Origin of the sequence: Caballeronia sp. EK, from assembly GCF_014384845.1 — a bacterium.
Taxonomy (GTDB): Bacteria; Pseudomonadota; Gammaproteobacteria; order Burkholderiales; family Burkholderiaceae; genus Caballeronia; species Caballeronia jiangsuensis.
Window position 1 is genome coordinate 60,190 of sequence record NZ_JACSUE010000016.1, and the last position, 25,482, is coordinate 85,671.

A 25,482-nucleotide genomic window follows, 5' to 3' on the forward strand; every position below is an offset into this window, starting at 1 on the left:
GGCAATTATTCGTCTGACTTAATGCTGGCCTTCCGCTTTTCGCTGCGGGCCGCGCCAGACGATCAATAGCTGCAATGTTCGGCGCGCAGGACCGCAAATTGCTTATAAGAACCCCGCGGCGTGTTCCACGCTTCAAATCCGTCTACATCAACTTTTTTGGTGCAATTTCTGACTTCGTAACAGCACATGTTTCGCGCTGTAACAACGATAAGCGATTGAAAAATGACGTGAAATGCCGCTCTCGATCCCGATAATGGGCAGTAAGGGATAACCCGGTCGCGATGTTTTTCATCTCCGGGCCGATCTCGGGCGGCGTCTACACCACACGCGGCCCGCCCGAATGGCATGTGTTGAGCGCTCGACCGGAGCGTGACTGCAATGCCTCACCTACATGGAGAGTCACGTTATGCGAATCGCACAAATTGCACCGTTGCACGAAGCAGTTCCTCCGAAGTTTTACGGCGGCACTGAACGCGTCGTGTCTTATCTGACCGATGCGCTCGTCGAGCTCGGCCACGATGTAACCTTGTTCGCAAGCGGCGATTCGCAAACCAAGGCGACGCTCGACGCGGTGTGGCCGCGTGCGTTGCGTCTCGACCCGACCGTGCGCGATGCGCTCGCGCCGCACATGCTGCTGCTCGAAACCGTCCGCCAGCGCGCGCACGAGTTCGACGTGCTGCACTTCCACCTCGACTACATGCCGTTCCCGCTGTTCACCCAGATGGATACGCCCTTCGTGACGACGCTGCACGGCCGTCTCGATCTGCCGGAACTGCAGCCGATCTTCAACACGTTCACGAAGGCGAACGTCATTTCGATCTCGGACAATCAGCGTAGCCCGCTACCGCAGGCGAACTGGCTGAACACCGTTTATCACGGTCTGCCGAGCGAACTGCTGACGCCGCAGCCGCACAAGAAGCCGGAATATCTCGCGTTCCTGGGCCGCATTTGCCCGGAAAAGCGCGCCGATCTCGCCATCAAGATCGCGGCGCAAAGCGGTCTGCCGCTGAAGATTGCCGCGAAGGTGGATAAGGTCGACCAGGAATACTTCAAGTCGACGATCGAGCCGCTGCTGTCGCAGGCGCATGTCGAGTTCATCGGCGAGATCAACGAGGCGCAGAAGCCGGAATTCCTGTCGGGCGCGAAGGCACTGCTTTTTCCGATCGACTGGAACGAGCCGTTCGGCCTGGTGATGATCGAGGCGATGGCCTGCGGCACGCCGGTGATCGCGTTCAATCGCGGTTCGGTGCCGGAAGTGATCGATCACGGCGTGACGGGCTTCATCTGCGAGGACGTGCAAGGCGCGGTCGGCGCGCTGCAACGACTCGATGAACTCTCGCGTACGGAAATTCGCGCGCAGTTCGAACGCCGCTTCAGCGCGCACACGATGGCGCAGAACTACGTCGAGAGCTACACCGCGATGCTCCAGGCCGCGAAGCGCCCGGTGCTGCGCCAGGTTGCGGTGGGGTAATAGTCATACCGCTCGCCTGACTTTCAAGTCGCATCGAATACCGCCCGCTTGCCGGGCGGTATTTTTTTGCGCCCGCCGTTCGCGCGCTCCGCACTTTTTTGCGCACCCTATAGGGAACAATCCGAAGTTTCGTTTCGATGCCCGTGAATTGAGAGCCGATCCACCATTTTTGACAGTTCGCCGAAGACTCCGCGCTTAAACTCCGCTCCGCGAGCGCGTCACGCGTTCTTGTTTTAAATCAATGGCTTTTCAATTTTTCACTAAGGCAGGATCATGCATTTGTCGAAGCGTCTCGGCGCTGAAGTTTTCGGTACTTTCTGGCTCGTGCTGGGCGGCTGCGGAAGCGCCGTGCTCGCCGCGGCCTTTCCTCAACTCGGCATCGGCTTCGCTGGCGTTGCGCTGGCGTTCGGTCTCACGGTGCTGACGATGGCCTATGCCATCGGACACGTTTCCGGTTGCCACCTGAATCCGGCTGTGAGCATCGGTCTCGCGACGGCTGGCCGCTTCCCGGTGCGCGATCTCGTGCCGTACATCGTCGCGCAGGTTATCGGCGCGACGCTCGGCGCATGGGTCATCTACCTGATCGCGACGGGAAACCCGAGCTTCGACTTCACGTCGAGCGGATTCGCCGCGAACGGCTTCGGCGAGCACTCGCCGGGTCATTTCTCGATGGTGGCGGCGCTGGTCTGCGAAGTCGCGATGACGTTCTTCTTCCTGTTCGTGATCCTCGGGGCCACCGACGACCGCGCGCCGAAAGGCTTCGCGCCGCTCGCGATCGGCCTGTGCCTGACGCTCATCCACCTGATCTCGATTCCGGTCACCAATACGTCGGTGAATCCGGCGCGCTCGTCGAGCCAGGCGTTCTTCGTCGGCGGCTGGGCGCTCGATCAACTGTGGATGTTCTGGATCGCGCCGATCGTCGGTGCGATTCTCGCGGGCCTGCTGTATCCGGCTCTGACGCGCCAGAAGTAAGCGTCGGCGGCAAATAAAGGACGGGCGCGACATGCGCCCGTTTTTGTTTTCACGCTACGCCGCGCATTCGAATGATTAAAAGCGCGCGACAAATGTAATGCCGAATTACGCAGCATGCTTATGAATTGTTGCGAACCCAATTTCCTGCACATAGAGCAAGGCGCGGAAGGGCCGTCCGACAAGGCTTCAAACGATGTCACACGCCCAGCTTCCCTTTCTACCGCGCTTACGCCGCCCTTGCACACCGTAACAAGTCCTCGAAGCATGTAAGACGGCGGACGCTTACATTGAACTCATGCGACACACGTCGCCTTAAAGGAGAAAGACAATGAAGCGCATCGTCACCCAAATGCTCGTCGCGACCGGCCTTGCAATCGGTGCTGTCGGAGCGGCTCAGGCTCACAGCGATCTGCACATCGGCGTTTCGCTCGGCGCGCCGGCTTATGTGGCGCCGGCTCCGGTGTACGTGCGTCCTGCGGCGCCTGCGTATCGCGCGCCCTACTATCGCCATGAGGAACCGCGCTGGCACGGTGGCTACGGCCACGATTACGGCCGCTATAACCGCGCGGGCTGGAACCACGGCGGCTACGGCAACAACTGGGGCCATCGCGGATAAGCGAAAACGGGCTGCCGGCAAATCCGGCGGCCCGTCGCGACCGACGCTCAGTCGGGCGTCTGTCCGGGCGACGCCAGTTCGTCGCGAATGCCGAACAGCTTGCGCAACTGATGCGCAACACCCGCTTCGAAGTTGTTCCCGACGCGCGGCACGTCTGGCAGACGCTTGATGAGGTCCGGATTGGCGTTGTTCATCATGAACGGATGCCCGGCGGTTTCGAGCAGATCGATATCGTTCATGTTGTCGCCGAACGCGACGCACTGCGCGGTATCGACATCGAGACGCTCCAGCACGAAACGCAGCGCGCGCCCTTTCGATACGTCGGACGTCATCACTTCCAGACAATCCGGCAGCGAATACGTGACGTAAAGCGAGTCGCCGAATTCGCGCTCGAGATTCGCGGCGGTTTCCTTCAGATCCGCCGGATCGCCGATATACAGCACTTTCGCGATGTTCACGCCGTCATGCTCGCGCAGATCCATCACCTCGTACTTGAAGCCGGAATCCTGGTGAAAGACCAGCAGCTCGGGCGCGTGGCGGTCGATTAGCCACGCGTCGTCGGCGAAGAGATTGACGATCACGCGGCCGTGCGCGCCCGCGAGTTCCGGCTGCACGAGACGGCGAACGGCGGCGGGATCGAGGTCGCGCGAATAGATGCGCTCGTCGCCGGGCGCATGCACGCGCGCGCCGTTCGACGTGATCAGATATGCGTCGACGCCGAGCAGATCGCGAATTCCGGCGACGTCACGGTAATGCCGGCCCGTCGCGATGACGATGGGCACGCCGCGCGCCGCCAGCGTGCGCACGGTTTCGGCGGTGAAAGGGTCCAGCTGGTGGTCGCTGTTCAGAAGCGTACCGTCGAGATCAGTAGCGATGACCGAGTACATGACTGCCTTTGTGGTGCCGCAAAGCTCGTTATTTTATCGCGCCGGGCTGCCGGCAGCCCCGAATGCGGACGCCGCGCGCCGCGCCAGTTCGAGTGCGCCCGCTGCCGAATCCGCACGCGGCGCCCGCACCCGTTCCCGCAACACGTCCGGCACGAACGGCTCGTAAGGCTCGGCAAGTCCGCCGCACAGCGCGACGGGCAGCGCGCCCGCCGCATCGAGCGCCGCGACCAGACGCTCGATTTCGAGCGCCGCGCGCTTGAGCAGCCGCGCCGCGACCGGATGATCGTGGAACTCGAACACGGTCGGCGCGAGCGTCGCGTAACCGGTCTGGTTCGCGGCGCAAAGCCACACGACGAGGCTGTCGCGATCCGTCGCGCCGGTGCGCGCGAGCAGCGCGCGCGACCATGCGTCCTCGGTCGCGCGGCCGTCGAGCACGCGTTGAAGATGAACGACCGCGCGCAGGCCGAGCCATGCGCCGCTGGCTTCGTCGCCGCTCGGGAAGCCGTAGCCGCCCGCGATGCGGCAAACGCCTGCCTCGTCCAGCGACGCCGCGATGCTGCCCGTGCCGAGCGCGACGATCACGCCGGATTCGCCGCCATGCGCGCCGAGCACGGTCGTGTAGGCGTCGCTTTCCAAGCGCAACGCGCGCACGTCCGGCGCGCAGGCGTGGAAGGCCGCGAGCCAGTCCGCGTTGTTCACGCCCGCGAGACCGCAGCCGAGCACGCAGTTGCGCCAGTCGAAGGGCCGCGCGGCTGCGTCGAACGCTTGCCGGCACGCATCGCCGATGGACTGCCACGCACGTTCGACGCCGAGCCCGAGTCCCGACGGTCCGCCATTCGCGCGTGCGAGCTCGGTGCCGTGCGCGTCCGCGAGGACGACGCGGGTGCCGCTTCCGCCGCCGTCGATGCCGAGCAGGAAGCCGTTGAATTCCGATGTCGAGAATGTAGTCATGGGCGCAAGCTTACCGGTGGCCACGGCGCGCGCCAATTGGCCGAATGGCAGAGGTGGCGCGTCGCGGACGTTCGGCTATGCTGACGCGATCCAAAAAAACGACGAGGACTCGCAATGGCAGACACCGACCACACCCGCTGCGCCTGGGCCACGACCGACGCGATGATCCAGTACCACGACGACGAATGGGGCGTGCCTTCGCGCGACGACCAGCATCTGTTCGAAATGCTGATTCTGGAAGGCGCGCAAGCCGGCCTCTCCTGGTCGACGATCCTCACCAAGCGCGAGGGTTATCGGACGCTTTTCGCGGGCTTCGACATCGACAAGGTGGCGCGCTTCACCGAGAAGGACATCGAGCGCATCGTGCTGGACGCGCGCGTCGTGCGTAACCGGGCGAAGATCGAGTCGGCCGTGCTCAATGCGCGTGCCGTGCAGCAGATCCAGCAGGAACACGGCTCGTTCGCGGACTTCGTCTGGTCTTTCGTCGATGGCAAGACCATCGACACGCCGCGCGATGCCGCGAACCCCACGCCGGCATCCACGCCCGAATCCGACGCCTTGAGCAAGGCGCTCAAGAAGTACGGCTGCAAGTTCATCGGCACGACCATTTGCTACGCCTTCATGCAGGCCACCGGTTTGGTCAACGATCACGCCGTCGGTTGCATATCGCGAGAAAAACCTAAGACAAAAAGGAAGACCGCCGCCAAATCCACACGCTGAAGATATTCGTATGCGGGAAATTTTTGCTTTTTGGCAACACGTCTGAGTACAAAATACGTCTCTTGGCGTAAACACCTATAGAAGCCGATTTTTTTGCAGTGAAGCACGCGCAATGCCCCGAATTGCAAGGCTTTTTGCCGGGTTTTCCGCACTGCACGAACGTACGAGCCGTGTAAAAATGGCGTCCTCGCGTGCGCTGGCGCACCTTTTTACCGGACCGAACCGTTATAACTGACGGTGTACGGATCGTTCACTGAGTGTAGAAATCCGACGCGAGCCAGTCCGGGAAACCGCCGTGCTCGATGCAGTGTCCGAGCGGCGAAGCGTTCATTCAGGTTGCCACATTCGCAACGACGCCGCCGCTCCGGTAAGCAGGTGCAGCTTCTCGAAAACTCAAACGCACGGCCGCTGCGCAGGGGCGCAGGGGAGATGATCATGAAAAGCTTGAACTTCCTGACCCATCAGGAGATTTTCAACGGCGCGGTACAGCATCTTTTTGTGCAAGGGCAAGCGGCTTTGCTGCCGCAGGGCGGCGGCGCGTATCGCGGATACTGCGGCGGCTGTCCTGTCGGCAGCTTCATCAAGCCGCGCGACTACATCACCGCGATGGAAGGCGTGCCCATTCGCTTTATCGCGAAGCCGCCAGAGCAAGTGCCGGCGTACATGGATGTCGGCGTCGCGGCGCTCAGGCGCGCGCTGCTTCGTGCGCGCATCAACGTGTTCGATCCCAATACCGTCGAATTGCTCTCCTGTCTGCAGAACGTGCATGACGTCTTCGGCAAGTGGGAGTGGCGCGAGCGTCTGACGTCGATCGCGCGTCAGTTCGGGCTGTCCGCCGAACTTCTCAAAACGGCTGCGTGATATTGCAGGTGCTGTGATGTTGAGCCCCATTACGATGTTGAGCCCGAAGGAGATTTACGAGCGCGTCAGCGAGCACTTGCTGACGCAGCGCGCGGTGTCCGAGGACGACAACGGTTCGTGCCGGCTCCGCAGTCCGGAAGGCCGCAAGTGCGCGATCGGCTCGCTCGTGCGCGACGAGTTGTACGAGCCCGAGCTGGAAGGCGTTGGCATTTCGTACTATCGGCATGCGCGGGACGGCGGGCTGTTGCGCGCGCTCTACGCATCGAACGTGAATGCCTACGATCCGAACATCATCGATCTGCTGATCGAGCTCGAGGAAGTGCACGATTACGCCGATATCGACGAGTGGCCGGAACTGCTCGCCGCGCTCGGAAAGCGTCACGCGTTCGTGTGACACGCGCAATATCGTAGTTCGAAGCACAAACAAAACGGCGGTGCGCCCATACGGGTCGCACCGCCGTTTTGCCATGCGGACGAGAATCCGAAAATTCTCGCCGGCCAGAGACGCTTAGTGCATCTTCTTCGGCAGCATCTGGCTGCGCAGGCGCTTGCGCAGACGCGCGACAGCGGCGGCCTTCTTGCGCTTGCGCTCGGTGGTCGGCTTTTCGTACGACTGGCGCTCGCGCAGTTCGGCGATGAGGCCATTGCGCTCGATGGTGCGGCGGAAACGCCGAATCGCGACATCGAACGGCTCGTTTTCTTTGAGGACGATAGTGGTCATGTAAATCCTGAGTTTGCTAAACGTATTTTCAAGCGCGCGACGATAGAGCTGCCGCGCCCCGGCACTCCGATCGTCCGCCGGACATGAAATGGCGCGGCGGACACGAGCAAAGCGGCCACGGAGGCCGGAAAAGAGATCGTTGGGATTCAGCCGCCAAAGCGGCATGCGCTTTCGAAGGAACCACACGAACGCGCGTTTCGGAGCCGTTCGCCGCTGCTTGTTGACGTTGTCATTCTCAGCGGCGAAGGCAGGAAATCGGGCACATTTCTCGATTCGGGCGCGATGTTACCAGAACACCGCACCACTGCCAACTCCCCCGATCCGTCCAACCCATTGATGCAACAGATTTATTTCTGCCACGCGCTGGCTTCGTCGAGGAGCTGGATGTCGTCGGTGGCGAGTTGCAGGCGCGTCGCGGCAGCGAGGTTTTCGAGCTGCCCGACCGACGTGGCGCTGGCGATCGGTGCCGTCACGCTCGGGCGCGCGATCATCCATGCGAGCGCGACGGTCGCGGGCGTCGTGTCGTTGCGCTTCGCGACTTCGTCGAGCGCATCGAGAATCCTGAAGCCGCGCGCGTTCAGATATTTTTCGACGCGCGAGCCGCGCGCCTTGTGCCGCGTGTCTTCCTTCGACCGGTACTTGCCCGACAGGAAACCGCTCGCGAGCCCGTAGTACGGCACGACCGCGATCTTGTGCTGTTGCGCCACCGGCTCCAGACCGGTTTCGTAGCCTTCGCGATCGTAGAGGTTGTATTCCGGCTGAAGGATCTGATACGCCGGCAGTCCCGACTCCTTCGCGATCGCAAGCGCCGTGTCGAGCCGCTCGCCCGTGTAGTTCGACGCGCCGATCACCCTCACCTTCCCCGCCTTGATGAGCTTCTGATACGCGTCGAGCGTCTGATCGAGCGGCGTGTTCTCGTCGTCGTAATGCGAGAAGTAGACGTCGATGTAATCGGTCTTGAGACGCCGCAGCGAATCGTCGACGGCCGCCGCGATGTTCGCCGCCGCAAGCCCGGCGCGCGTGCCGAGCTTGCCGACTTTTGTCGCGAGCACGACCCGATGGCGCTTGCCGCTTTCCTTGAACCACTTGCCGATGATCGTCTCCGATTCGCCGCCCTGATGCCCCTCGACCCAGGCGGAATAGACGTCCGCGGTGTCGATGAAATTCAGGCCGTGGTCGACGAACGCGTCGAGGATCGAGAACGACGTGCGCTCGTCGGCAGTCCAGCCGAATACGTTGCCGCCGAAGACGAGCGGCGCGATCTTCAGTTCCGATGTGCCGATGCTGCGTGTCTGCATGTGTGCTCCGAATGCGCAAAAAGAACGGACCGAAAAGCATACGCGCGAAACCGGCGCCTTGCTGGGCGAGCGTTCGCAGGCTTACGGCTGCATTCATTACACAAATCGTTTGCGAAGGGCTTAAGTTTTTTTCGTGGGGCCCGATAACCACAAGTAGGCGGCCGGCTATCACCGAGCGCAGGACCGCCAGGCAACACTCGGTGCCAAAGCCAAAGCCAGACAAAGTCTCCCAGGAGAGCAAAAATGATCGGTATCAATAGCAATATCAATTCGCTGGTTGCCCAGCAGAACCTGAACAGCACGCAAAGCGCACTGTCCTCGGCCATCACCCGTCTGTCGTCGGGCAAGCGCATCAACAGCGGCGCGGACGACGCAGCAGGCCTCGCGATCGCCACCCGCATGACCGCGCAGATCAACGGTCTGAACCAGGGCGTGTCGAACGCCAACGACGGCGTGTCGCTCGTCCAGACGGCTAACAGCGGTCTGTCGCAAATCGCCGACAACCTGCAACGTATTCGTCAGCTGGCCGTGCAAGCGTCGAGCGGCTCGCTCTCGACGTCTGACCAAGCCGCGCTGCAACAGGAAGTGACGCAGCGTATCAGCGAAATCAACCGTGTTTCGTCGCAAACGACGTTCAACGGCAAGAGCCTGCTCGACGGCACCGCCGGCAGCCTGTCGTTCCAGGTCGGCGCGAACGTCGGCCAGAGCATTGCCGTGGATCTGTCGGGCGCGAACGTTTCGGCGACCGCGATCGGCACCCCGGCCAAGGGCGCTGTCCTCGGCAAGATCGATGGCCTGTCGCTCGATTCGAGCGGCGCGTACACGTCCACCGGCGCGACGGTCACGTCGGTGACGGTGTCGGCTGACGGCAGCGGCGGCTTCACCTACACGGACAACACCGGCGCGGCGTTCACCGGCTCCAACCTGTTCAGCTCGACGAGCGGCGGCACTTTCACGTTCGCCACCGGCGCGTTCAGCGGCGGCACGGTCCCGACGACGGGCACGCAAGCCACCGAACTGACGTCCCTGACGACGGCTGCGAAGGTTCCGGCGGTCAACGACATCGACGTGTCGGCGAGCGGCGGTGCGGCAGCGGCGATCTACTCGGTCGACAACGCGCTCGCAACCATCAACACGCTGCAGGCAAGCCTCGGCGCCACCCAGAATCGCTTCGCGTCGGTGTCGTCGGCGCAGGCTTCGCAGGCGACCAACCTGTCGTCGGCCCAGTCGCAGATCATGGACGCGAACTTCGCGCAGGAAACGGCGAATCTGAGCAAGGCGCAAGTGCTGCAACAAGCTGGTATTTCGGTTCTGGCGCAAGCGAACTCGATGCCGCAGCAAGTGCTGAAGCTCCTCGGCTAAGCCACATTGCCGATGCGGTAGCCGGCGCGCGCATGCAGTCGAACGCGCGCCGGGCAAGACGAAACATCGCGGCAAACAAGCAAGTCAGCGTACCGGGAGCTCGTCTCCCGGTACGCGTTTGCGCAAAACCCGGCGTTTGCGCACAAATCCAGACGAACGCCACACGCAACGAACGGAGTACACATGACCACAGTAGCCACGACCTCCACATCGGGCACCACTGTCGATCCGACGAGCGCCGTACAGCAGGCAGCACAGTCGATCATCAGTGGTACGACGAATTCGACGATGGATGTGAACTCGCTCGTTTCGGCGCTCGTCAATGCGAAGGTCGCCGGTCAGACCGACACGCTCAACAACAAGAAGACCGCCGACACCACGCAGCTCACCGCGGTAGGCTCGCTCAAGTCCGTGCTGTCCCTGCTGCAAAGCTCGCTCTCGAAGCTAGCCGACGGCACGACCCTGTCGTCCTTCACGGCGACGGCGAGCGGCAAAGGCCTCACCGCCACGGCCGGCAAGGGCGCGGTAGCGGGCAGCTACGGCGTCAACGTGACGAACATCGCGTCGGCGCAATCGCTGACTTCCGGCGTCTTCTCGACGACCGACAAGCTCGGCAGCGGCACGATGACGATCAAGGTCGGCGACAAGTCGAGCACGATCACGCTCGACGACAGCAACAACACGCTCTCGGGCATCGCGTCCGCGATCAATTCCGCGTCCGACAATCCGGGCGTCACGGCGACCATCGTCACCGGCACGGATGGCGCGCACCTCGTGCTGCGCTCCGCGTCGACGGGACTCGCCAATGCAATCAATGTCGATGTCGCGCCCGACGCGAGTTCGACCGGTTCGCCGATCACGAAGCTCGCGGTGAAGTCGTCGACCACGACGACGGATGTCGATCCGAACGACCCCAACAGCACCATCGAAGTCCCCGAACATACGATCATCGACGGCGCGAACGGCTGGAAGCAGTCGACCTCCGGCGTGGACGCGCATCTGACGGTGGCGGGCACGGCGTTGTCGAGCGCGTCGAACACGATCAAGGGTTCGATTACCGGCATCGACATGACGCTGACCTCGGATTCGGTCGGCACGACGCAGACGCTGACGATCGGCCAGGACGTGAGCGGTCAGAAGACCGCCATCGACGCTTTCGTCACCGCGTACAACAACTTCATCAGTACGGCGGCATCGCTCACGTCGTTCGACTCGACGGCCAGCTCGCAAGGCGCGCTGCTCGGCGACTCGATGATGAACGCGATCAAGAACACGATCTCCAGCACGATCAGCAAGGCGATCGGCAGCGGCACGAGCAAGGTGAATCTCGCGTCCATCGGCATTGCGTTGCAGCCTGACGGCACGCTGCAGACCGACGAAGACGCGCTCACCGATGCGCTCACCAACAACACCGGCACCGTGGCGTCGCTCTTCAACACGACCGACGGCGTCGCCGCGCAACTGAACACGAGCCTCACGGGTTATCTCGCGACGGGCGGTCTCATCGACACGCGCACGACGGCGCTGAATGCCGACCTGAAGAGCATCGCCGATCAGCAGACGCAGCTCACTTCGTACACGCAGCAGCTCACCACGCAGTACAACACGCAATTCACCGCGCTGAACACGCTGATGTCGCAAATGGCCACGCAGTCGAACTACCTGACGCAACTGTTCGGCGGCACCAACAGCGCGGGCGCGATGGCCACGAACGCGAAGTAAGGATCATTCATGGAACAGCAGGAAGTCATCCAGCGCGCCTGGGCGCTGACCGAAGCGATCGAAGCGGCCGTGGCCGAGCAGGACTGGACGCGAGCGGCGGAACTCACGCAGGCGCGCACGCCGCTCGTCATGCAGATCGGTCCGGAGCAATCCGCCGAAGCGCTCATGGTCATCCGCAAGATTCAGGCGAGCATCGATTCGACGATGGGCCACGCGCAGGCCGCCAATGCGATGCTCGCCAGCGGTTATCGCCGCTCGATGGAGCGTGCGCAAGCGGCCGGGCGATATCAGCAAGCCGCGCGATTCTGACGTTCTCTCGACCGGGCCGGGGCCACTCCCGGCTCGCTCGCATTCCCTCTCGTCCCCGAAGCAGCACGCATCCCCCGTCGACCTCATCGAACCCCGCCCCCGGCGCATGCCCGGAATTGACGGGTGTTTGGCCGCCACATCGCCGCATTGGACACGGGCCACGCGTCTCATAATTCTGTTTAATCACAGAAGCGTGAGCCATCCATCATGACCGCCAGTCTTCCCTTTGCATCCGTCGCCGAACTCGTCGATGAGCGTCTTTACGTCACCCAGCCGCATCTGCCGCCGCTGAACGAGTTTCTTCCGTATCTGGAGGAAATCTGGTCGAGCAAGGTGCTGACCAATGGCGGGCCGTTTCATCAGCAGCTGGAGAAGGCGCTGTGCGACTATCTCGGCGTGAAATATCTGTCGCTGTTCGCGAACGGCACGCTCGCGCTGGTCACGGCGTTGCAGGCGCACCGGATCACCGGCGAGGTCATCACCACGCCGTATTCGTTCGTCGCGACCGCGCATTCGCTGCTCTGGAACGGCATCAAGCCCGTTTTCGTCGATATCGATCCGAAGACGCTGAATCTCGATCCGAAGCGGATCGAAGAAGCGATCACGCCGCAGACCACCGCCATCATGCCGGTGCATTGCTACGGCCACCCGTGCGATGTCGAGGCGATTCAGAAGATCGCCGACAACTACAACCTGAAGGTGATTTACGACGCGGCGCACGCCTTCGGCGTGCAGACGGCTGCCGGCAGCGTGCTGCAGCACGGCGACCTGTCCGTGCTCAGCTTCCATGCGACCAAGGTGTTCAACACGTTCGAAGGCGGGGCGATCGTCTGTCCCGATGCGAAGACGAAGCAGCGGATCGACCATCTCAAGAACTTCGGCTTCGTGGATGAAGTCACGGTCGTCGCGCCGGGCATCAACGGCAAGATGAGCGAAGTGAACGCCGCGTTCGGCCTGCTGCAACTGCAATATATCGATGGCGCTCTGGCGGCGCGCAAGAGAATCGACGCGATCTATCGCGACATGCTCGACGGCGTGCCGGGAATCCGGTGCGTCGAAGACGCCGGCGAAACCGCCGCCAACTTTTCGTATTTCCCGATTCTGGTCGACTCCGCATTTCCGCTGACGCGCGACGAGCTTTATCAGAAGTTCCGCGACCACGAAATCATGGTGCGCCGCTATTTCTATCCGCTGATCTCGGACTTCCCGATGTATCGCGGCCTGCCGTCCGCGCATCGCGGCAACTTGCCGGTCGCTTCGCAGGCGTCGTCAAGCGTGCTGTGTCTGCCGATCTATCCCGGTCTGTCCGACGCGAATATTGGCAGGATCGTCGACATCATCAAGGGTTGCTGATCATGAGGCTGGCAATCATGCAGCCTTATTTCTTTCCGTACATCGGCTATTTTCAACTGGTGGCCGCGGTCGACCGCTTCGTTTTCTACGACGACGTCAACTACATCAAGAACGGCTGGATCAATCGCAATCGCGTGCTGGCCGGCGCGGGCGATCGTTACATCACCGTGCCGCTGTCCGGCGCGAGCCCTTCCGCGAAGATCCGGGACGTGCCCATGCAGCCGCGCGAAGTCTGGCTGCGCAAGATGCTCGAATCGCTTCGGCACGCGTATGCAAAGGCACCTCATTACGCGCGGGTGAGCGCGTTGGTCGAGCGTTCGCTATCGGCGCCGACGGACCATATCTCCACGCTGGCCTCGCAAACGGTAGTCGATGTTTGCCAGTACCTCGACATCGATACGGAGTTCGTCGCCACCTCGACGCAATACGGCAATGCGGAACTGAAAAGCACGGACCGCGTGCTCGACATTTGCGCGAAGGAACGAGCACGGGTGTACGTCAACCTGCCGGGCGGCCGCGCGCTTTACGATGAAGCGACCTTCCACTCGAACGATATCGAGCTGGCCTTCATCCAGCCGAATCTGAGCGCGTACGCTCAGTTCGAGCACGCCTTCCGTCCCGGTTTATCGATTCTCGATGTGCTGATGTTCAACAGTCCGGATCGCGTCAGGGCCATGCTTTCGACGGAGCCGAGCCGATGAGCGCGGTCCTGTCGTCACGCGCGATGGGCGGATACTTCGAGCTGGAACTTTCGCCCGCCCGACCGTCGCTCCATGAAGACGTGTTGCATTTTCAGTCGGCGCGCGCGGCGTTTCTTGCGCTGCTGCGCGCCGTGCGTCCCACGGCAGTGTGGCTGCCCTGGTACATCTGCGACGCAATGACGGAGCCGCTCGCCAAGTCGGGCATTCCGATCAGGCGGTATGCGATCGATCGAAACATGCGGGTACCGTCCGTCGATCTTCGACAGGGCGAAGTGCTTCTCTATGTGAATTACTTCGGCCTTTGCGACGATCAGGTCGATGATGTGCTTCGTCGCTTTCCTCGCGAGAGCGTCGTCATCGACAACGCCCAGGCGTTGTTTGCTCCACACCGCGACTGCCTGGCGACGATCTACTCGCCGCGCAAGTTCGTCGGCGTGCCGGACGGCGGCTATCTGGTGACGCACGCGCGCGTGGAACCGCCCGAAACCATCGACGAGAGCTCGATTCGACGCTGCGACCATCTGCTGCGCCGCATCGCGGAAGATGCGGAAGCAGGCTATGCCGCGTATGCGGCCGCCGAGGAAAGTCTCCGGCATCAGGAGCCTGCGCGAATGTCGGCGTTGACCCAGCGCATGCTCGCGAGTGTCGATTACGATTCCGTGCGGACGCGGCGAATCGCCAATTTCACGTACTTGCACGAACGGCTGCGGCCGCACAATCGCTTCGCGTTCCACTTCGACCCCGACAGAGCGGTTCCGCTCTGCTACCCGCTTTTCGGCGAGCACGCCGAACTGCGCGACGAACTACGACGACAGCGCATCTATACGCCCACGTACTGGCCCGATGTCGCGCAATCGCAGGATGCGCCGGATTTCGAGCGCAGCATTCCCGCGTCCGCGCTGTTCCTTCCCTGCGATCAGCGACTCACGCCCAGGGACCTCGAACCGGTCGTGACGCACGTGCTCGATCGACTCGCATGACATGCGCTCGGACGGCGCGAAGCCAGCCGCGACTCGACAACTCATTCACGAAACGCAGTCAGCATGACTAAAAAGATCAAGGTTCTGGTGTTTCCCTGCGGCGCGGAGAACGCCATCGAGATTCATCAAGCGTTGCGACATTCCGTGCACGTCGAGCTGTACGGCGCATCGAGCGTCGACGACCACGGACGCTTTGCTTTCGAACGCTACTTCGGCGATCTCCCAAATATTCGCGACCCGCGCTTCGATGACGTATTCGCGACGCTGATCGACCAATTGGGCATCGACGTCGTATTCGCGACGCACGATACCGTGATCGAATATCTGGCCGCGCGCACGGACCGCTGGAACGCCTATATCGTGAATGGCGACGCCCACAGCACCGCCCTCACGCGCCGCAAGAGTCTCACCTACGCGCATTTCGCCGATACGACGTGGGCGCCGAAAGTTTTCGCCACGCCCGACGAAGTGACCGAGTGGCCGGCCATCGTCAAGCCGGATCTCGGCCAGGGCGCGCAAGGCGTGACGCTCGTACGCTCGCGCGAAGAGGCGCAACTCGCGCTCGATGCGGTGAGCGAGCCTGTGCTCGTCGAATATCTGCCCGGCGAAGAGCTGACCGTGGACTGCTTCACCGATCGCCGCGGCCGTCTGCTCTGGACCGGCCCTCGCACGCGCGAGCGCACGCGCGGCGGCATTGCGATGCGCTCGCGGCATATCGAGCCATCGCCGGAGATTGCCGGAATCGCGGGCGAGATCAATGCGCGCGTTCGCATGCGCGGTCCGTGGTTTTTTCAGATCAAGGCCGATGCGCGCGGTCAATGGAAACTTCTGGAAGTGTCCTGCCGCGTCGCCGGAACGATGGTCGCGCAGCGAGCGAAAGGCATCAATCTGCCGCTCATGGCCGTGCAGGACTACATGGAGCGCGATCTTCTGACGCTGCCGAATCCTCACGTCGCGCTGGTGGAACGCTGCATCGTCACCCGCGCGCGACTGGACTGCGAATACGACACCGTGTACGTCGATCTCGACGAAACCTTGATCATCGACGGATTCGCCGTTGCGCAAACGATGGCGTTTCTCTATCAGTCGATTGCCGCGGGCAAGAAGATCGTCCTGCTTACGCGCCATCGCTACGATGTCGGGCAGACGCTTGCCAGCGCGCGCATCGACATCGCGATATTCGATCGCATCGTCGTGCTTCGCGACGACGAATCGAAGGCAAGCTATGTGACGCCTGGCTCGATCTTCATCGATAACCATTTTCCCGAGCGGCTGGCGGTGGCGAAAGCGTGCGCGGTCCCGGTGCTCGATGTGGATGCCGTCGACTTCCTGATGAGATGAAATCCTGCGCAGCCGCCGTAAGGCGAGCCGGTTTCAGCGTCTGAAAAAAAGACTCGGCCGGGATTCCCGGCCGAGTCTTTTTGCATTCGGAGTCGAGCGAAAAAAAACGCGCCACAACGGCGCGTTTTCTATGAGCCCCGCTTCAGGCATCGACGACGATATCGTCGATATGCGCGGCAGGTTGCCCCTGGCACCACCGCGTCCACATGATCCTGAATGCGCGCGAAACGCCCTCGGCGACGACCTCCGGTCTGAATGCAGCCGACTTGCCGCAGCGATCCCGCAAGTTCAGACGGGTCTCGTTGAGCGCGGGAAGATCGGCTGCGACAGACACCGCCAGGCGGACGAAATCATCCTGGTCGCGCGCGACGAAATCGTCCAGACCCACCTGACAAAGCCAACCCATCGCGGCCCGGCTAACGGGAGACCGTCCGGCCATCGTCAAAGTCGGGACGCCCATCCAGAGGGCATTGAGCGTGGTGGTCGAAGCCGAGTACGGAAACGCATCCAAACACAGATCGACTTGATGATGCTGCTGCAAATACACCGCCATCGTCGACCGTTGCCGGAACGTCAACCGATCCTTCGAAATGCCAGCGTCGCCGAACCACTCGGTCAACTGCGCTTCGTCGTCCTGGTCGCCGCCTCTGCGCATGGCGCCGATGAGCATCTTCGAGCCAGGCACGGCATGCATCACTTTCGCCCACAGCGCGATGACCTCGGGGCGCAGCTTGTTGACGCGATTGAAGCTGCCGAACGTGACAAAGCCGTTATGCATCGCCGGCAGAATGTTGATGGGCGGGCTATTCTCCGCGGGCGTGAACGGCGCCGTAGCCGGCAAATGCACGATCTTCTCGGTGAATTGCGCGGAGGCCATCTCGACAGGCGCGGCGAAGCGGTCGCCGAGCCAATAATCCATTGCCACGAGGCCGGTCGTCGCCGGATAGCCGATCCAGGTCGCCTGCACGGGCGCGGGCTTGCGCACGAAGGTCAGCAGGCGGTGGCGGCCGGTATGACCCGACAGATCGACGAGTATGTCGATACCGTCGGCCCGAATGGTCTGCGCGAGCTGATCATCGGACAATCTGGCGACGCGGCGCCACTGCGTCGCATAGCTTCGCAGGCGCTCCGTGTGTCCATCCTCCATGGTGTGATTCTGGTAGATCCAGATCTCCAGGCTCGGGGTCTCGGCCAGGCTCTTCAACACGGGAAGCACGTAAGACGTGACTGCGTGATTGAAGAGGTCGCCCGACACGAAACCGATGCGTAGCTTCTTGTCCGGCGATCGATCGATATGCTCGCTCAGTTGCATTCTGGCGATCGATCCCTCATGGCGCTCCGCGAACTTGCGATGTTCCATGAAGAGCGTCGCCTGATCGATATCGACGCGGTGAACCAGGCTGAACAGAAGATTGCTGTGAGACGCGACGTCGTCGGGATTGAGTTCGACTGCATGACGCAGAGACTCGGCCGCTTCGGTCATCTTGCCTGCTTCGAGCATCAGCATGCCGAGCGTGCCGTGCGTCGCGGGCGCAGTGGGCGCGAGTTCGATCGCACGGCGGCACGACACGGCGGCATCGTCGAAGCGGCCGGTGCCCGCCAGCGCGATGCCCAGAAGACGGTGTGCTTCCGCCAGATCCGGCCGCGCTTCGATGATCGACCGGCATTCGATTTCCGCCTCGGCGTGCCGATGCAGCACGACGAGCGTATCGGCGAGCAGCACGCGAGTCTGCATATCTTCGGGAATCAGTTTGATCGCCTTTTTCAGAGGCGCGACCGACTCGCCATGTTGACCGTCGCGATTGAGTGCAACGCCGAAGCAACGCCAGCTCGCGCCGTCCAGCGCATAACGCTGCGTCAGCATGCGCGCGATTCTGGCCGCGTCCTTGAAATCGCCCTTGTTGAAAGCCGCCGTGAAGCGCGCGATATCCTGCGACGAAGGACGGCGCACGCCCTTCATCGCGGACTTCTTCGGTTTCGATTCCGGGACGATGGCCGGTTGCACGGCCGGCACGGGTGGGGAAATGGCCGATCCCGTCATCCGTTGAATCAGCAGTTCGGCCATGGGTCCGCTCAAGCCGTGTTTCTGACCGATTTCGAACGCGATCCATGCCGCCTTGTCCTGCTTGTCCTGAATCAGCGCGTTGATGTAGGCGAACCAGTAATGCACGTTCTGCGGCATCGAGCCGATGCAGGCTTCCAGAGGCGGCAGTGCCTTCGACGGCCGTCCCGTCTCGATGTAAAGCGTCCCGAGTTGAAAGCTCGTGTCGGGCTGTCCGGGCGCGGCTTCCAGGATCATCTGATAGAGCTTTTCCGCGTCGTCGAATTCGCCGTTCTTCTGATGCTGTCGCGCGGCTTCCAGAATGACGGCGATATCCTGCTGGAATTGCTGGTCGGGAGTCGCGGCTTCCGCGCTCGGCAGATCGATGCTGTTCATGGTTTGCCTGGGTTACCTCACTGTATCGGGCGATTATCCGATCGGCGGCCCACATTCAAAGCATGGAGATGAGGCGGAAAATTGCCCCAGTTTCGGCAATGACGCGCTCCTGGGCGTGACGGAAGAGATAATGCAGCGCGTGTCTAAAGTTCTTCGCGCTCGCGCCGATAACACTTCCAAGAACAACAAGAACAACGCGCCGATGTCCGGCGCGCTGCTTCGCTCTTGATGCCCGCTTCGGCGGGCATTTCTTATTTCTCAGCGCCCGAGCGTCAACGCGAGATACGCCGCGTACAGCACGCCGTTCCCGAGCAGCGCCCACAGCACGACGCCATTGTCTTTCGCGTTGAACCGCAACCACGCCGCCGCCGCGAGCGTGATCAGCACGCCGGTCAGCACTTCGACCCGCGGCTCCCACGGCGTCAACATGATGCCGATTCCCGGCAGCAACGTCCCTTGAAACACCATCGCTCCGGTGATGTTGCCGAACGCGAGCGTGTCCTTCCCTCTGCGCGCCCACATGATGCTGTTCACTTTCTCGGGCAATTCCGTGGCGATCGGAATGATGATGAGCGACAGCAACAGCGCCGAAATCCCCAGCGCGTGAGACACGCCCTCGACGCCGTGAATGAATCCCTTCGCGCCGCCGACGAGCAACACGATACCGACGAGAAACTGCAGCATGATCGTGCCGAGCGACGTCTTCAAACCGAGACGCGACACGAACAACGCCTCTGGCGCTTCCGTTCCATGCCCGCCCTCGACGAGCTTCGCCGAAGCCCTGAACGTCGAAATCACATAGACGACATAGACTCCGACCAGCCCGGCCGCAAACAGCGCACGCACCTCCCACGCATGATGCGGCACGAACATCGCGGCGCACGCGATCAGGAACGCGCACAGGAAGAAGTTGAGATCGCGCGTGAAGCCGCTGCGCTCCGGCGTGATCCGTCCACGCAAGCCGCGCGACTTGAGAATCGCGACCGTCATCAGGCAAGTGGAAAGCGTCGCGAGCATGAGCGGCGCGCCGAGAATCGCGCCGACGCCGATCTCTTCATTGACCGCACGGCTCGATGTACCGCCGAGCAATGCAATGATAGGCACCGTCGTCTCAGGCAACGCCGTGCCGACCGCCGCGAATAGCGATCCGGTCACGCCTTCGGAAATGCCGAGCCGTTCGCCGAGATGTTCGAGCGCATTCGTGAAAAGCTCCGAGGCGACCAGAATGATCGCGAGCATCAACGCGAGTTCGAGGAAAAGCATCGTCATGCGGCACCTCGCATCGAAACATGCGATAGGCGCGCAAGCGTGCGCGAGAGACAGGGATGTTGTAGTTGTGGGGACACGATGATTCCACGGCCGGACGTCAAGCGAACCACGATGCGCCACGCGCCGTCCGACCAAGAACGACATAGCGCATCGATGGTCTCGCCAAACCGTTCCGGTCGAACGCGCCACGGCAGCAGAGCCGAGGATGTTGACGCGTTCTCCTTCGCTCACGAAGGAAGGCTACTCCCCAAAGACGGCGCAAGTTTAGCCTGCTGCGCCCGGTTTGGGCAAGCCGCGCATGCGCGCCAGAGAAATGTCATGAATATGCGTATGCCGATCGAATCGTTGTCGGCACACGATGCATTCGCTAATCTAGCCGCGCCGGGCGCGTCGCTTGCTGCGTGCGCGCCATGCTCATCCACGAACAAAAATGAAGATCGGGAGATCTCATGCGCCTGAAATTATTTGCCGCAGCCGCCGCGGTGGCATGCTTCGCCACGCCGATGCTTGCGCTGTCCAAGCCGCTCACCGTCTGCACCGAATCGAGCCCGGATGGCTTCGACGTCGTGCAATTCAATTCGCTCGTGACGACCAATGCGTCGGCGGATGTCATCTTCAATACGCTCGTCTCCTACGACGAAGCCGCGAAGAAGGTCGCGCCCTCGCTCGCGGAAAAGTGGGACGTGAGCAGCGACGGCCTGACCTACACCTTCCATCTGCGTCCGAACGTTCAGTTTCAGACGACCGACTACTTCAAGCCCACGCGAGCGCTCACCGCCGACGACGTCGTCTTCACATTCGAGCGCATGCTGTCGGACAGCAATCCCTGGCACAAGGTCGCGGGCGCGAGCGGCTTTCCGCACGCGCAGTCGATGGGCCTCGTGAAGCTCATCAAGGCCGTATCGAAAGTCGATGACCACACCGTGAAATTCGAGCTCAACGAGCCGAACGCGACCTTCGTGCCGATCCTCACGATGGGATTCGCCTCGATCTACTCGTCCGAGTACGCCGACAAACTGCTGAAGGCGAACCAGCAAAACGATCTGAATAGCAAGCCCATCGGCACCGGGCCGTTCGTGCTGAAAAGCTATACGAAGGATTCCGTGATCCGCTACGACGTCAATCCGGCGTACTGGGGTTCGAAACCGAAGATCGATCGCCTGATCTACGCGATCACGCCGGATGCGTCCGTGCGCGCGCAGAAGATCAAGGCGGGCGAATGCCAGATCGCGCTGTCGCCGAAGCCGCAGGATGTGCTCGACGCGAAGAAGGACAAGTCGCTGAAAGTAAGCGAGGCGCCCGCGTTCATGACGGCGTTCGTCGCGCTCAATACGCAGAAGAAGCCGCTCGATAATCCGAAGGTGCGTCAGGCGATCAACATGGCTTTCGATCGCACGACGTACATGAAGACCGTGTTCGACAACACGGCCACGCCCGCGGTGAATCCGTATCCGCCGAATACGTGGAGCTACGACAAGAACGTCACGGCGTACAAGTATTCATCCGCCGATGCGAAGAAGCTGCTCGCCGACGCGGGCTTCCCGAACGGTTTCGATACGACGATCTGGGTGCGCCCGAACGGCAGCGTGCTGAATCCGAATCCGAAAGCCGGCGCCGAACTGCTGCAAGCCGACCTCGCGAAGATCGGCGTGAAGGCGCAGGTGAAAGTGATCGAGTGGGGCGAACTGATCAAGGAAGCGAAACAAGGTCAGCACGACATGCTGTTCATGGGCTGGGCCGGCGATAACGGCGACCCGGACAACTACATGTCGCCGCTCTTCAGTTGCAACGCGGTGAAGTCGGGCATCAACTTCGCGCGCTATTGCGACAGCCAGCTCGACAAACTCATCGCCGACGGCAAATCGACAGCCGATGTCGCGCAGCGCACGAAGGCGTATGTCGATGCGCAGAAGATCATCCACGATCAGGCGCTGTGGATTCCGCTCGTCTATCCGACCGCCGCCGCGCTCACGCGTGCGAATGTCAGCGGCTATAACGTGAGCCCGTTCGGGCGCGTGAACTTCGGCGGCGTTTCGGTGCAATAAATAATGTCAGGCCGGCGTGAACCGGATCACGCCATCATCGCCGGTCTGACGCTTCAACGTTCCATCGAGCCAGAGCAGGTTCAGATGCGCGAGCGCTTCGCCGAGCGCGAATGTCATCTGATGAATGTCGAGCTTGCGCTTGAACATGATCGGCACGATATCGGCGGCGCTGCACGGTTTCGCAGCGCACGCCTCGCGCACTTCCGCCAGCCGCGCACGATGATGCTCGCGCAATTGCCCGATGCGCGTCTGCACGCCGCGAAACGGCTTGCCGTGCGACGGCAGCGCGAACGTATCGGCGGGCATCGTTTCATAGCGGCCGAGCGATTCCAGATACAGCGCGAGCGGATTGCCTTCCGGCTCGACCGCGAACACGGATACGTTCGTCGAGATGCGCGGCAACACCATGTCGCCGGAAATGAGCAGCTTGTCGGCCGCGCAGAAGAGCGCGCTGTGCTCCGGCGAATGGCCGTAGCCCGACGCCACTTCCCAGTTGCGCGTGCCGATACGAACGACATCGCCGTTGCGGATGCGCCGGTATTCGGCGGGAATCGACGGCACGAGCGTCGGGTAATAGCTGTCGCGCTTGCGCAAGGCATCGAGCGAGGCTTCGTCGGTCAGACCGTGCGCCGCGAAATGCGCCGCAGCGCGCTCGCCGCCTGCGTTGGAACCGTCGCCCGCGGCCATCACGCGGCCCATCGCGTATTCGCCCAGCGAGATCCACAGGCGCACGTTCCAGCGTTTTTTGTCGCCACCGTTGCAGATCCAGTCGGCGAGCCCCAGATGGTCCGGATGGCAATGCGTGACGATCACCCGCAGCACCGGCAGGCCATCCAGCACGGAATCGAACACACGCTCCCAGCTGGCGCGGATCGTGTCGCTCGAAATGCCGCAATCGACGACGGTCCAGCCCTTCACGCCGTCGATTTCGTCGCGCAGCAGCCAGAGATTGATGTGATCGAGCGCGAACGGCAACGGCATGCGCAACCAGAACACGCCCGGCGCCACTTCCTTGACGCCGCCCGATTCGGGCAGTGCGTCGGCGAAAACATAATCGAGCTGGTGTTCGAGGGCGTTCATTGGGTGCGTGCCTCCGGGTTTGCGCCGCGTTGCAATTTGGCGAAGTTGACGATAACGTAAACATCCATTCTAACGTTGCGCGCGCATTTGCGCTGCCGGCCCGCGATGACTCAGCCGACGCACTACACCATCACCGAACTGGCGCGTGAATTCGACATCACGCCGCGCGCGATCCGCTTCTACGAAGATCAAGGCCTGCTCGCGCCGAGGCGCGAAGGCTCGAACGGCCTGCGGCGCGTGTATTCGCCGCGCGACCGCACGCGCCTCAAGCTCACGCTGCGCGGCAAGCGGCTCGGCTTCACGCTCTCGGAAATCCGCACGCTGCTCGATCTCTACGACTCGCCCACCGGCTCGAACACGCAACTGCAAGCTTTCGTCGATACGATCGCGGCGCATCGCGAGGTGCTCGAACGTCAGCTCGAAGACCTGAACACGACGCTCACCGAACTCGCCGCATACGAGGAACAAGGCCGCGCGCTGATCGCAGCGGGAACGGAAAAGCGCGCACGCAAGCCCAAAGCGGCATGACGTGACCGCCACACGCGAAGCGAAGGGTCGACATGAATCATTTCCCCAAGCTGCTCTCGTCGCAAATCGGCTTCGATGTCGCGCAGACGATACTCGAAGGCTTCGAGCATCATTACCGCGTGTTCCGCGAAGCCGCGATCGACGCGAAGGGTCTCTTCGAGCGCGGCGAATGGCTCGCGTTGCAGCAACTGGCGCGAAACCGCATCGCGTCGTATGACGATCGCGTCGCGGAGTGCGTGACGTCGCTCGAAGACGAATACGACGCCGAGAACATCGACGACGACGTGTGGCAGCAGATCAAGCTGCATTACATCGGCTTGCTGACGACGCACCGCCAGCCCGAATGCGCGGAGACGTTCTTCAATTCCGTGTGCTGCAAGATTCTGCATCGCTCGTACTTCAACAACGATTTCATCTTCGTGCGGCCGGCGATCTCGACCGAATATATCGAGAACGACGAACCCGCCGCGAAGCCCACCTATCGCGCGTATTACCCGCAGAAGGACGGCCTCGCCGCGACGCTCGAACGCATCGTCACGAATTTTCAGCTCGAGCCGCCGTTCGAGGACTTGCCGCGCGACGTGCAGTGCGTGATGGACGCGATGCGCGATGCCTTCGGCGATCTCACGCCCGCGCCGAATTTTCAGATTCACGTGCTGTCGTCGCTGTTCTTCCGGAACAAGGCGGCGTATATCGTCGGGCGCGTCATCAACGGCGATGCGCTGCTGCCCTTCGCCATCGCGATCCGGCACACGTCGCCCGGCCTGCTCGCGCTCGATACCGTGTTGCTCTCGCGCGAGCAGGTGCTCATCATCTTCAGCTTCTCGCACTCGTATTTTCTCGTCGACATGGAAGTGCCCTCGGCGTTCGTGCAGTTCCTGAGCACGATCATGCCGCGCAAACCGAAGGCCGAAATCTATACGTCGGTCGGCTTGCAGAAGCAGGGCAAGAACGATTTCTATCGCGACTTGCTGCATCACCTGTCGCATTCGAGCGACAAGTTCATTGTCGCGCCCGGCATCAAGGGGCTCGTGATGATCGTCTTCACGCTGCCGTCTTTTCCTTACGTGTTCAAGCTCATCAAGGACGCGTTTCCGCCGCCGAAGGAAACCACGCGCCAGAAGATTCAGGACAAGTATCAGCTCGTGAAGCGTCACGATCGCCTGGGCCGCATGGCCGATACGCTCGAATATTCGAGCGTCGCGCTGCCCGTCGCGCGCCTCGACGATGCGCTCATCCGCGAACTGGAGAAGGAAGCGCCGTCGATGATCGAGTACGAAGGCGACAATCTCGTCATCAGACACGTGTATATCGAACGCCGCATGGTGCCGCTGAATCTCTTCCTGAAAGACGGAAGCGATGACGAAATCGATCACGGCATCAAGGAATACGGCGATGCGATCAAGCAGCTGATCCAGGCCAACATCTTCCCCGGCGACATGCTGTACAAGAATTTCGGCGTGACGCGGCACGGTCGCGTGGTGTTCTACGATTACGATGAAATCGAGTATCTGACCGATTGCAACGTGCGCCGCGTGCCGCCGCCGCGCAACGAGGAAGACGAGTTGTCGGGCGAGCCGTGGTATACCGTCGGGCCGCACGATATCTTTCCCGAAACGTACGGCACATTTCTGCTCGGCGATCCGCGCGTGCGCGAGGCCTTCATGCGCCATCACGCGGATTTTTTCGATCCCGCGCTCTGGCAGCGCTACAAGGAACAACTGCAGCGCGGCGAGCTCGCCGATTTCTTTCCCTATGACCGGGACGTCCGATTCAGCATCCGGTATCCGGAGCGCTTCGAGAAGTCCGGTAGACAGGACGCGCGCGCCGCCTGACGCGCCGTCCCGCTTTGACTATC

At 62.0% G+C, this 25,482-nt stretch carries 24 protein-coding genes and 1 riboswitch; of the genes, 17 read left to right on the forward strand and 7 right to left on the reverse strand.

What is annotated here, in order from left to right:
* Positions 1-406 precede the first annotated feature (406 nt).
* From IAG25_RS33570 to IAG25_RS33580, 3 genes are all read left to right on the forward strand, one after another.
* A complete protein-coding gene (locus IAG25_RS33570; RefSeq protein ID WP_187608720.1) occupies positions 407-1,471 on the forward strand; it encodes a glycosyltransferase family 4 protein in 1,065 nt (354 codons plus the stop codon).
* Positions 1,472-1,744: 273 nt separating this feature from the next.
* Complete coding sequence (gene aqpZ / locus IAG25_RS33575) at positions 1,745-2,443, forward strand: aquaporin Z (protein WP_035497452.1); 699 nt, start codon at positions 1,745-1,747, stop codon at positions 2,441-2,443.
* A 328-nt stretch (positions 2,444-2,771) separates the two neighbouring features.
* Positions 2,772-3,059 (forward strand): hypothetical protein, encoded by a 288-nt coding sequence (locus IAG25_RS33580; RefSeq protein ID WP_035497450.1) that lies wholly within the window; start codon positions 2,772-2,774, stop codon positions 3,057-3,059.
* 47 nt (positions 3,060-3,106) lie between these two features.
* Here the strand turns inward: IAG25_RS33580 and IAG25_RS33585 are convergent, their stop codons facing one another.
* Together IAG25_RS33585 and IAG25_RS33590 are read right to left on the reverse strand one after the other, a co-directional pair.
* Positions 3,107-3,946 carry a Cof-type HAD-IIB family hydrolase gene (locus IAG25_RS33585; RefSeq protein WP_187608721.1) on the reverse strand — a complete coding sequence of 280 codons (840 nt, stop codon included), beginning with the start codon at positions 3,944-3,946 and terminating at the stop codon, positions 3,107-3,109.
* Between the two features lie 33 nt (positions 3,947-3,979).
* Positions 3,980-4,897, reverse strand: a complete 918-nt coding sequence (locus IAG25_RS33590; RefSeq protein WP_187608722.1) for a BadF/BadG/BcrA/BcrD ATPase family protein — start codon at positions 4,895-4,897, stop codon at positions 3,980-3,982.
* Positions 4,898-5,011: 114 nt separating this feature from the next.
* On the opposite strand from IAG25_RS33590, the gene IAG25_RS33595 reads away from it, so the two are divergent.
* From IAG25_RS33595 to IAG25_RS33605, 3 genes are all read left to right on the forward strand, one after another.
* Positions 5,012-5,617, forward strand: coding sequence for a DNA-3-methyladenine glycosylase I (locus IAG25_RS33595; RefSeq protein WP_187608723.1), 606 nt, complete (start codon positions 5,012-5,014; stop codon positions 5,615-5,617).
* 435 nt (positions 5,618-6,052) lie between these two features.
* Positions 6,053-6,478, forward strand: a complete 426-nt coding sequence (locus tag IAG25_RS33600; protein ID WP_187608724.1) for a hypothetical protein — start codon at positions 6,053-6,055, stop codon at positions 6,476-6,478.
* A gap of 16 nt (positions 6,479-6,494) precedes the next feature.
* A complete protein-coding gene (locus IAG25_RS33605) occupies positions 6,495-6,872 on the forward strand; it encodes a hypothetical protein (RefSeq protein ID WP_238209560.1) in 378 nt (125 codons plus the stop codon).
* A gap of 114 nt (positions 6,873-6,986) precedes the next feature.
* Here IAG25_RS33605 and rpsU read toward each other — a convergent pair whose 3' ends face one another.
* Together rpsU and IAG25_RS33615 are read right to left on the reverse strand one after the other, a co-directional pair.
* Entirely contained in the window at positions 6,987-7,199 is a 213-nt protein-coding gene (gene rpsU / locus IAG25_RS33610; protein WP_008351904.1) for a 30S ribosomal protein S21, read from the reverse strand.
* A gap of 347 nt (positions 7,200-7,546) precedes the next feature.
* A complete protein-coding gene (locus IAG25_RS33615; RefSeq protein ID WP_187608725.1) occupies positions 7,547-8,497 on the reverse strand; it encodes an aldo/keto reductase in 951 nt (316 codons plus the stop codon).
* A 243-nt stretch (positions 8,498-8,740) separates the two neighbouring features.
* Here IAG25_RS33615 and IAG25_RS33620 point away from each other — a divergent pair, with 243 nt between their 5' ends.
* The 7 genes from IAG25_RS33620 (at position 8,741) to IAG25_RS33650 (ending at position 16,265) form a co-directional block, all read left to right on the forward strand.
* Positions 8,741-9,859 (forward strand): flagellin, encoded by a 1,119-nt coding sequence (locus IAG25_RS33620; protein ID WP_187608726.1) that lies wholly within the window; start codon positions 8,741-8,743, stop codon positions 9,857-9,859.
* A 183-nt stretch (positions 9,860-10,042) separates the two neighbouring features.
* A complete protein-coding gene (gene fliD, locus IAG25_RS33625; protein ID WP_187608727.1) occupies positions 10,043-11,581 on the forward strand; it encodes a flagellar filament capping protein FliD in 1,539 nt (512 codons plus the stop codon).
* Positions 11,582-11,590: 9 nt separating this feature from the next.
* Positions 11,591-11,890, forward strand: coding sequence for a flagellar protein FliT (locus IAG25_RS33630; RefSeq protein WP_187608728.1), 300 nt, complete (start codon positions 11,591-11,593; stop codon positions 11,888-11,890).
* A gap of 207 nt (positions 11,891-12,097) precedes the next feature.
* A complete protein-coding gene (vioA, locus tag IAG25_RS33635) occupies positions 12,098-13,243 on the forward strand; it encodes a dTDP-4-amino-4,6-dideoxy-D-glucose aminotransferase VioA (RefSeq protein ID WP_187608729.1) in 1,146 nt (381 codons plus the stop codon).
* A 2-nt stretch (positions 13,244-13,245) separates the two neighbouring features.
* Positions 13,246-13,944 (forward strand): WbqC family protein, encoded by a 699-nt coding sequence (locus IAG25_RS33640; protein WP_187608730.1) that lies wholly within the window; start codon positions 13,246-13,248, stop codon positions 13,942-13,944.
* A complete protein-coding gene (locus tag IAG25_RS33645) occupies positions 13,941-14,924 on the forward strand; it encodes a hypothetical protein (RefSeq protein ID WP_187608731.1) in 984 nt (327 codons plus the stop codon). The genes IAG25_RS33640 and IAG25_RS33645 overlap by 4 nt, the downstream gene beginning before the upstream one ends.
* A 63-nt stretch (positions 14,925-14,987) precedes the next feature.
* Positions 14,988-16,265: an ATP-grasp domain-containing protein gene (locus IAG25_RS33650; RefSeq protein ID WP_187608732.1), complete on the forward strand. Its 1,278-nt coding sequence runs from the start codon at positions 14,988-14,990 to the stop codon at positions 16,263-16,265.
* Positions 16,266-16,407: 142 nt separating this feature from the next.
* Here IAG25_RS33650 and IAG25_RS33655 read toward each other — a convergent pair whose 3' ends face one another.
* A complete protein-coding gene (locus IAG25_RS33655) occupies positions 16,408-18,702 on the reverse strand; it encodes a tetratricopeptide repeat protein (RefSeq protein WP_187608733.1) in 2,295 nt (764 codons plus the stop codon).
* On the opposite strand from IAG25_RS33655, the gene IAG25_RS33660 reads away from it, so the two are divergent.
* The gene (locus tag IAG25_RS33660) at positions 18,692-18,931 is read left to right on the forward strand and encodes a hypothetical protein (RefSeq protein ID WP_187608734.1); all 240 of its coding nucleotides are present in this window, start codon (positions 18,692-18,694) and stop codon (positions 18,929-18,931) included. The genes IAG25_RS33655 and IAG25_RS33660 overlap by 11 nt on opposite strands.
* A 29-nt stretch (positions 18,932-18,960) precedes the next feature.
* Here IAG25_RS33660 and IAG25_RS33665 read toward each other — a convergent pair whose 3' ends face one another.
* Positions 18,961-19,971 carry a sodium:calcium antiporter gene (locus IAG25_RS33665; protein ID WP_187608735.1) on the reverse strand — a complete coding sequence of 337 codons (1,011 nt, stop codon included), beginning with the start codon at positions 19,969-19,971 and terminating at the stop codon, positions 18,961-18,963.
* An 88-nt stretch (positions 19,972-20,059) separates the two neighbouring features.
* Positions 20,060-20,235, reverse strand: a riboswitch (yybP-ykoY riboswitch).
* A gap of 185 nt (positions 20,236-20,420) precedes the next feature.
* Between IAG25_RS33665 and IAG25_RS33670 the strand changes: the two genes are divergently transcribed.
* Complete coding sequence (locus IAG25_RS33670) at positions 20,421-22,016, forward strand: ABC transporter substrate-binding protein (protein ID WP_187608736.1); 1,596 nt, start codon at positions 20,421-20,423, stop codon at positions 22,014-22,016.
* Between the two features lie 6 nt (positions 22,017-22,022).
* On the opposite strand, the gene IAG25_RS33675 is transcribed toward IAG25_RS33670, so the two are convergent.
* On the reverse strand, positions 22,023-23,096 hold the full coding sequence (locus IAG25_RS33675; RefSeq protein WP_187608737.1) for an MBL fold metallo-hydrolase: 1,074 nt from the start codon (positions 23,094-23,096) through the stop codon (positions 22,023-22,025).
* A gap of 105 nt (positions 23,097-23,201) precedes the next feature.
* Between IAG25_RS33675 and IAG25_RS33680 the strand changes: the two genes are divergently transcribed.
* Together IAG25_RS33680 and aceK are read left to right on the forward strand one after the other, a co-directional pair.
* Positions 23,202-23,624 (forward strand): MerR family transcriptional regulator, encoded by a 423-nt coding sequence (locus tag IAG25_RS33680; protein WP_187608738.1) that lies wholly within the window; start codon positions 23,202-23,204, stop codon positions 23,622-23,624.
* Positions 23,625-23,656: 32 nt separating this feature from the next.
* Positions 23,657-25,459, forward strand: a complete 1,803-nt coding sequence (gene aceK / locus IAG25_RS33685) for a bifunctional isocitrate dehydrogenase kinase/phosphatase (protein ID WP_187608739.1) — start codon at positions 23,657-23,659, stop codon at positions 25,457-25,459.
* The last annotated feature ends 23 nt before the right edge of the window (positions 25,460-25,482 follow it).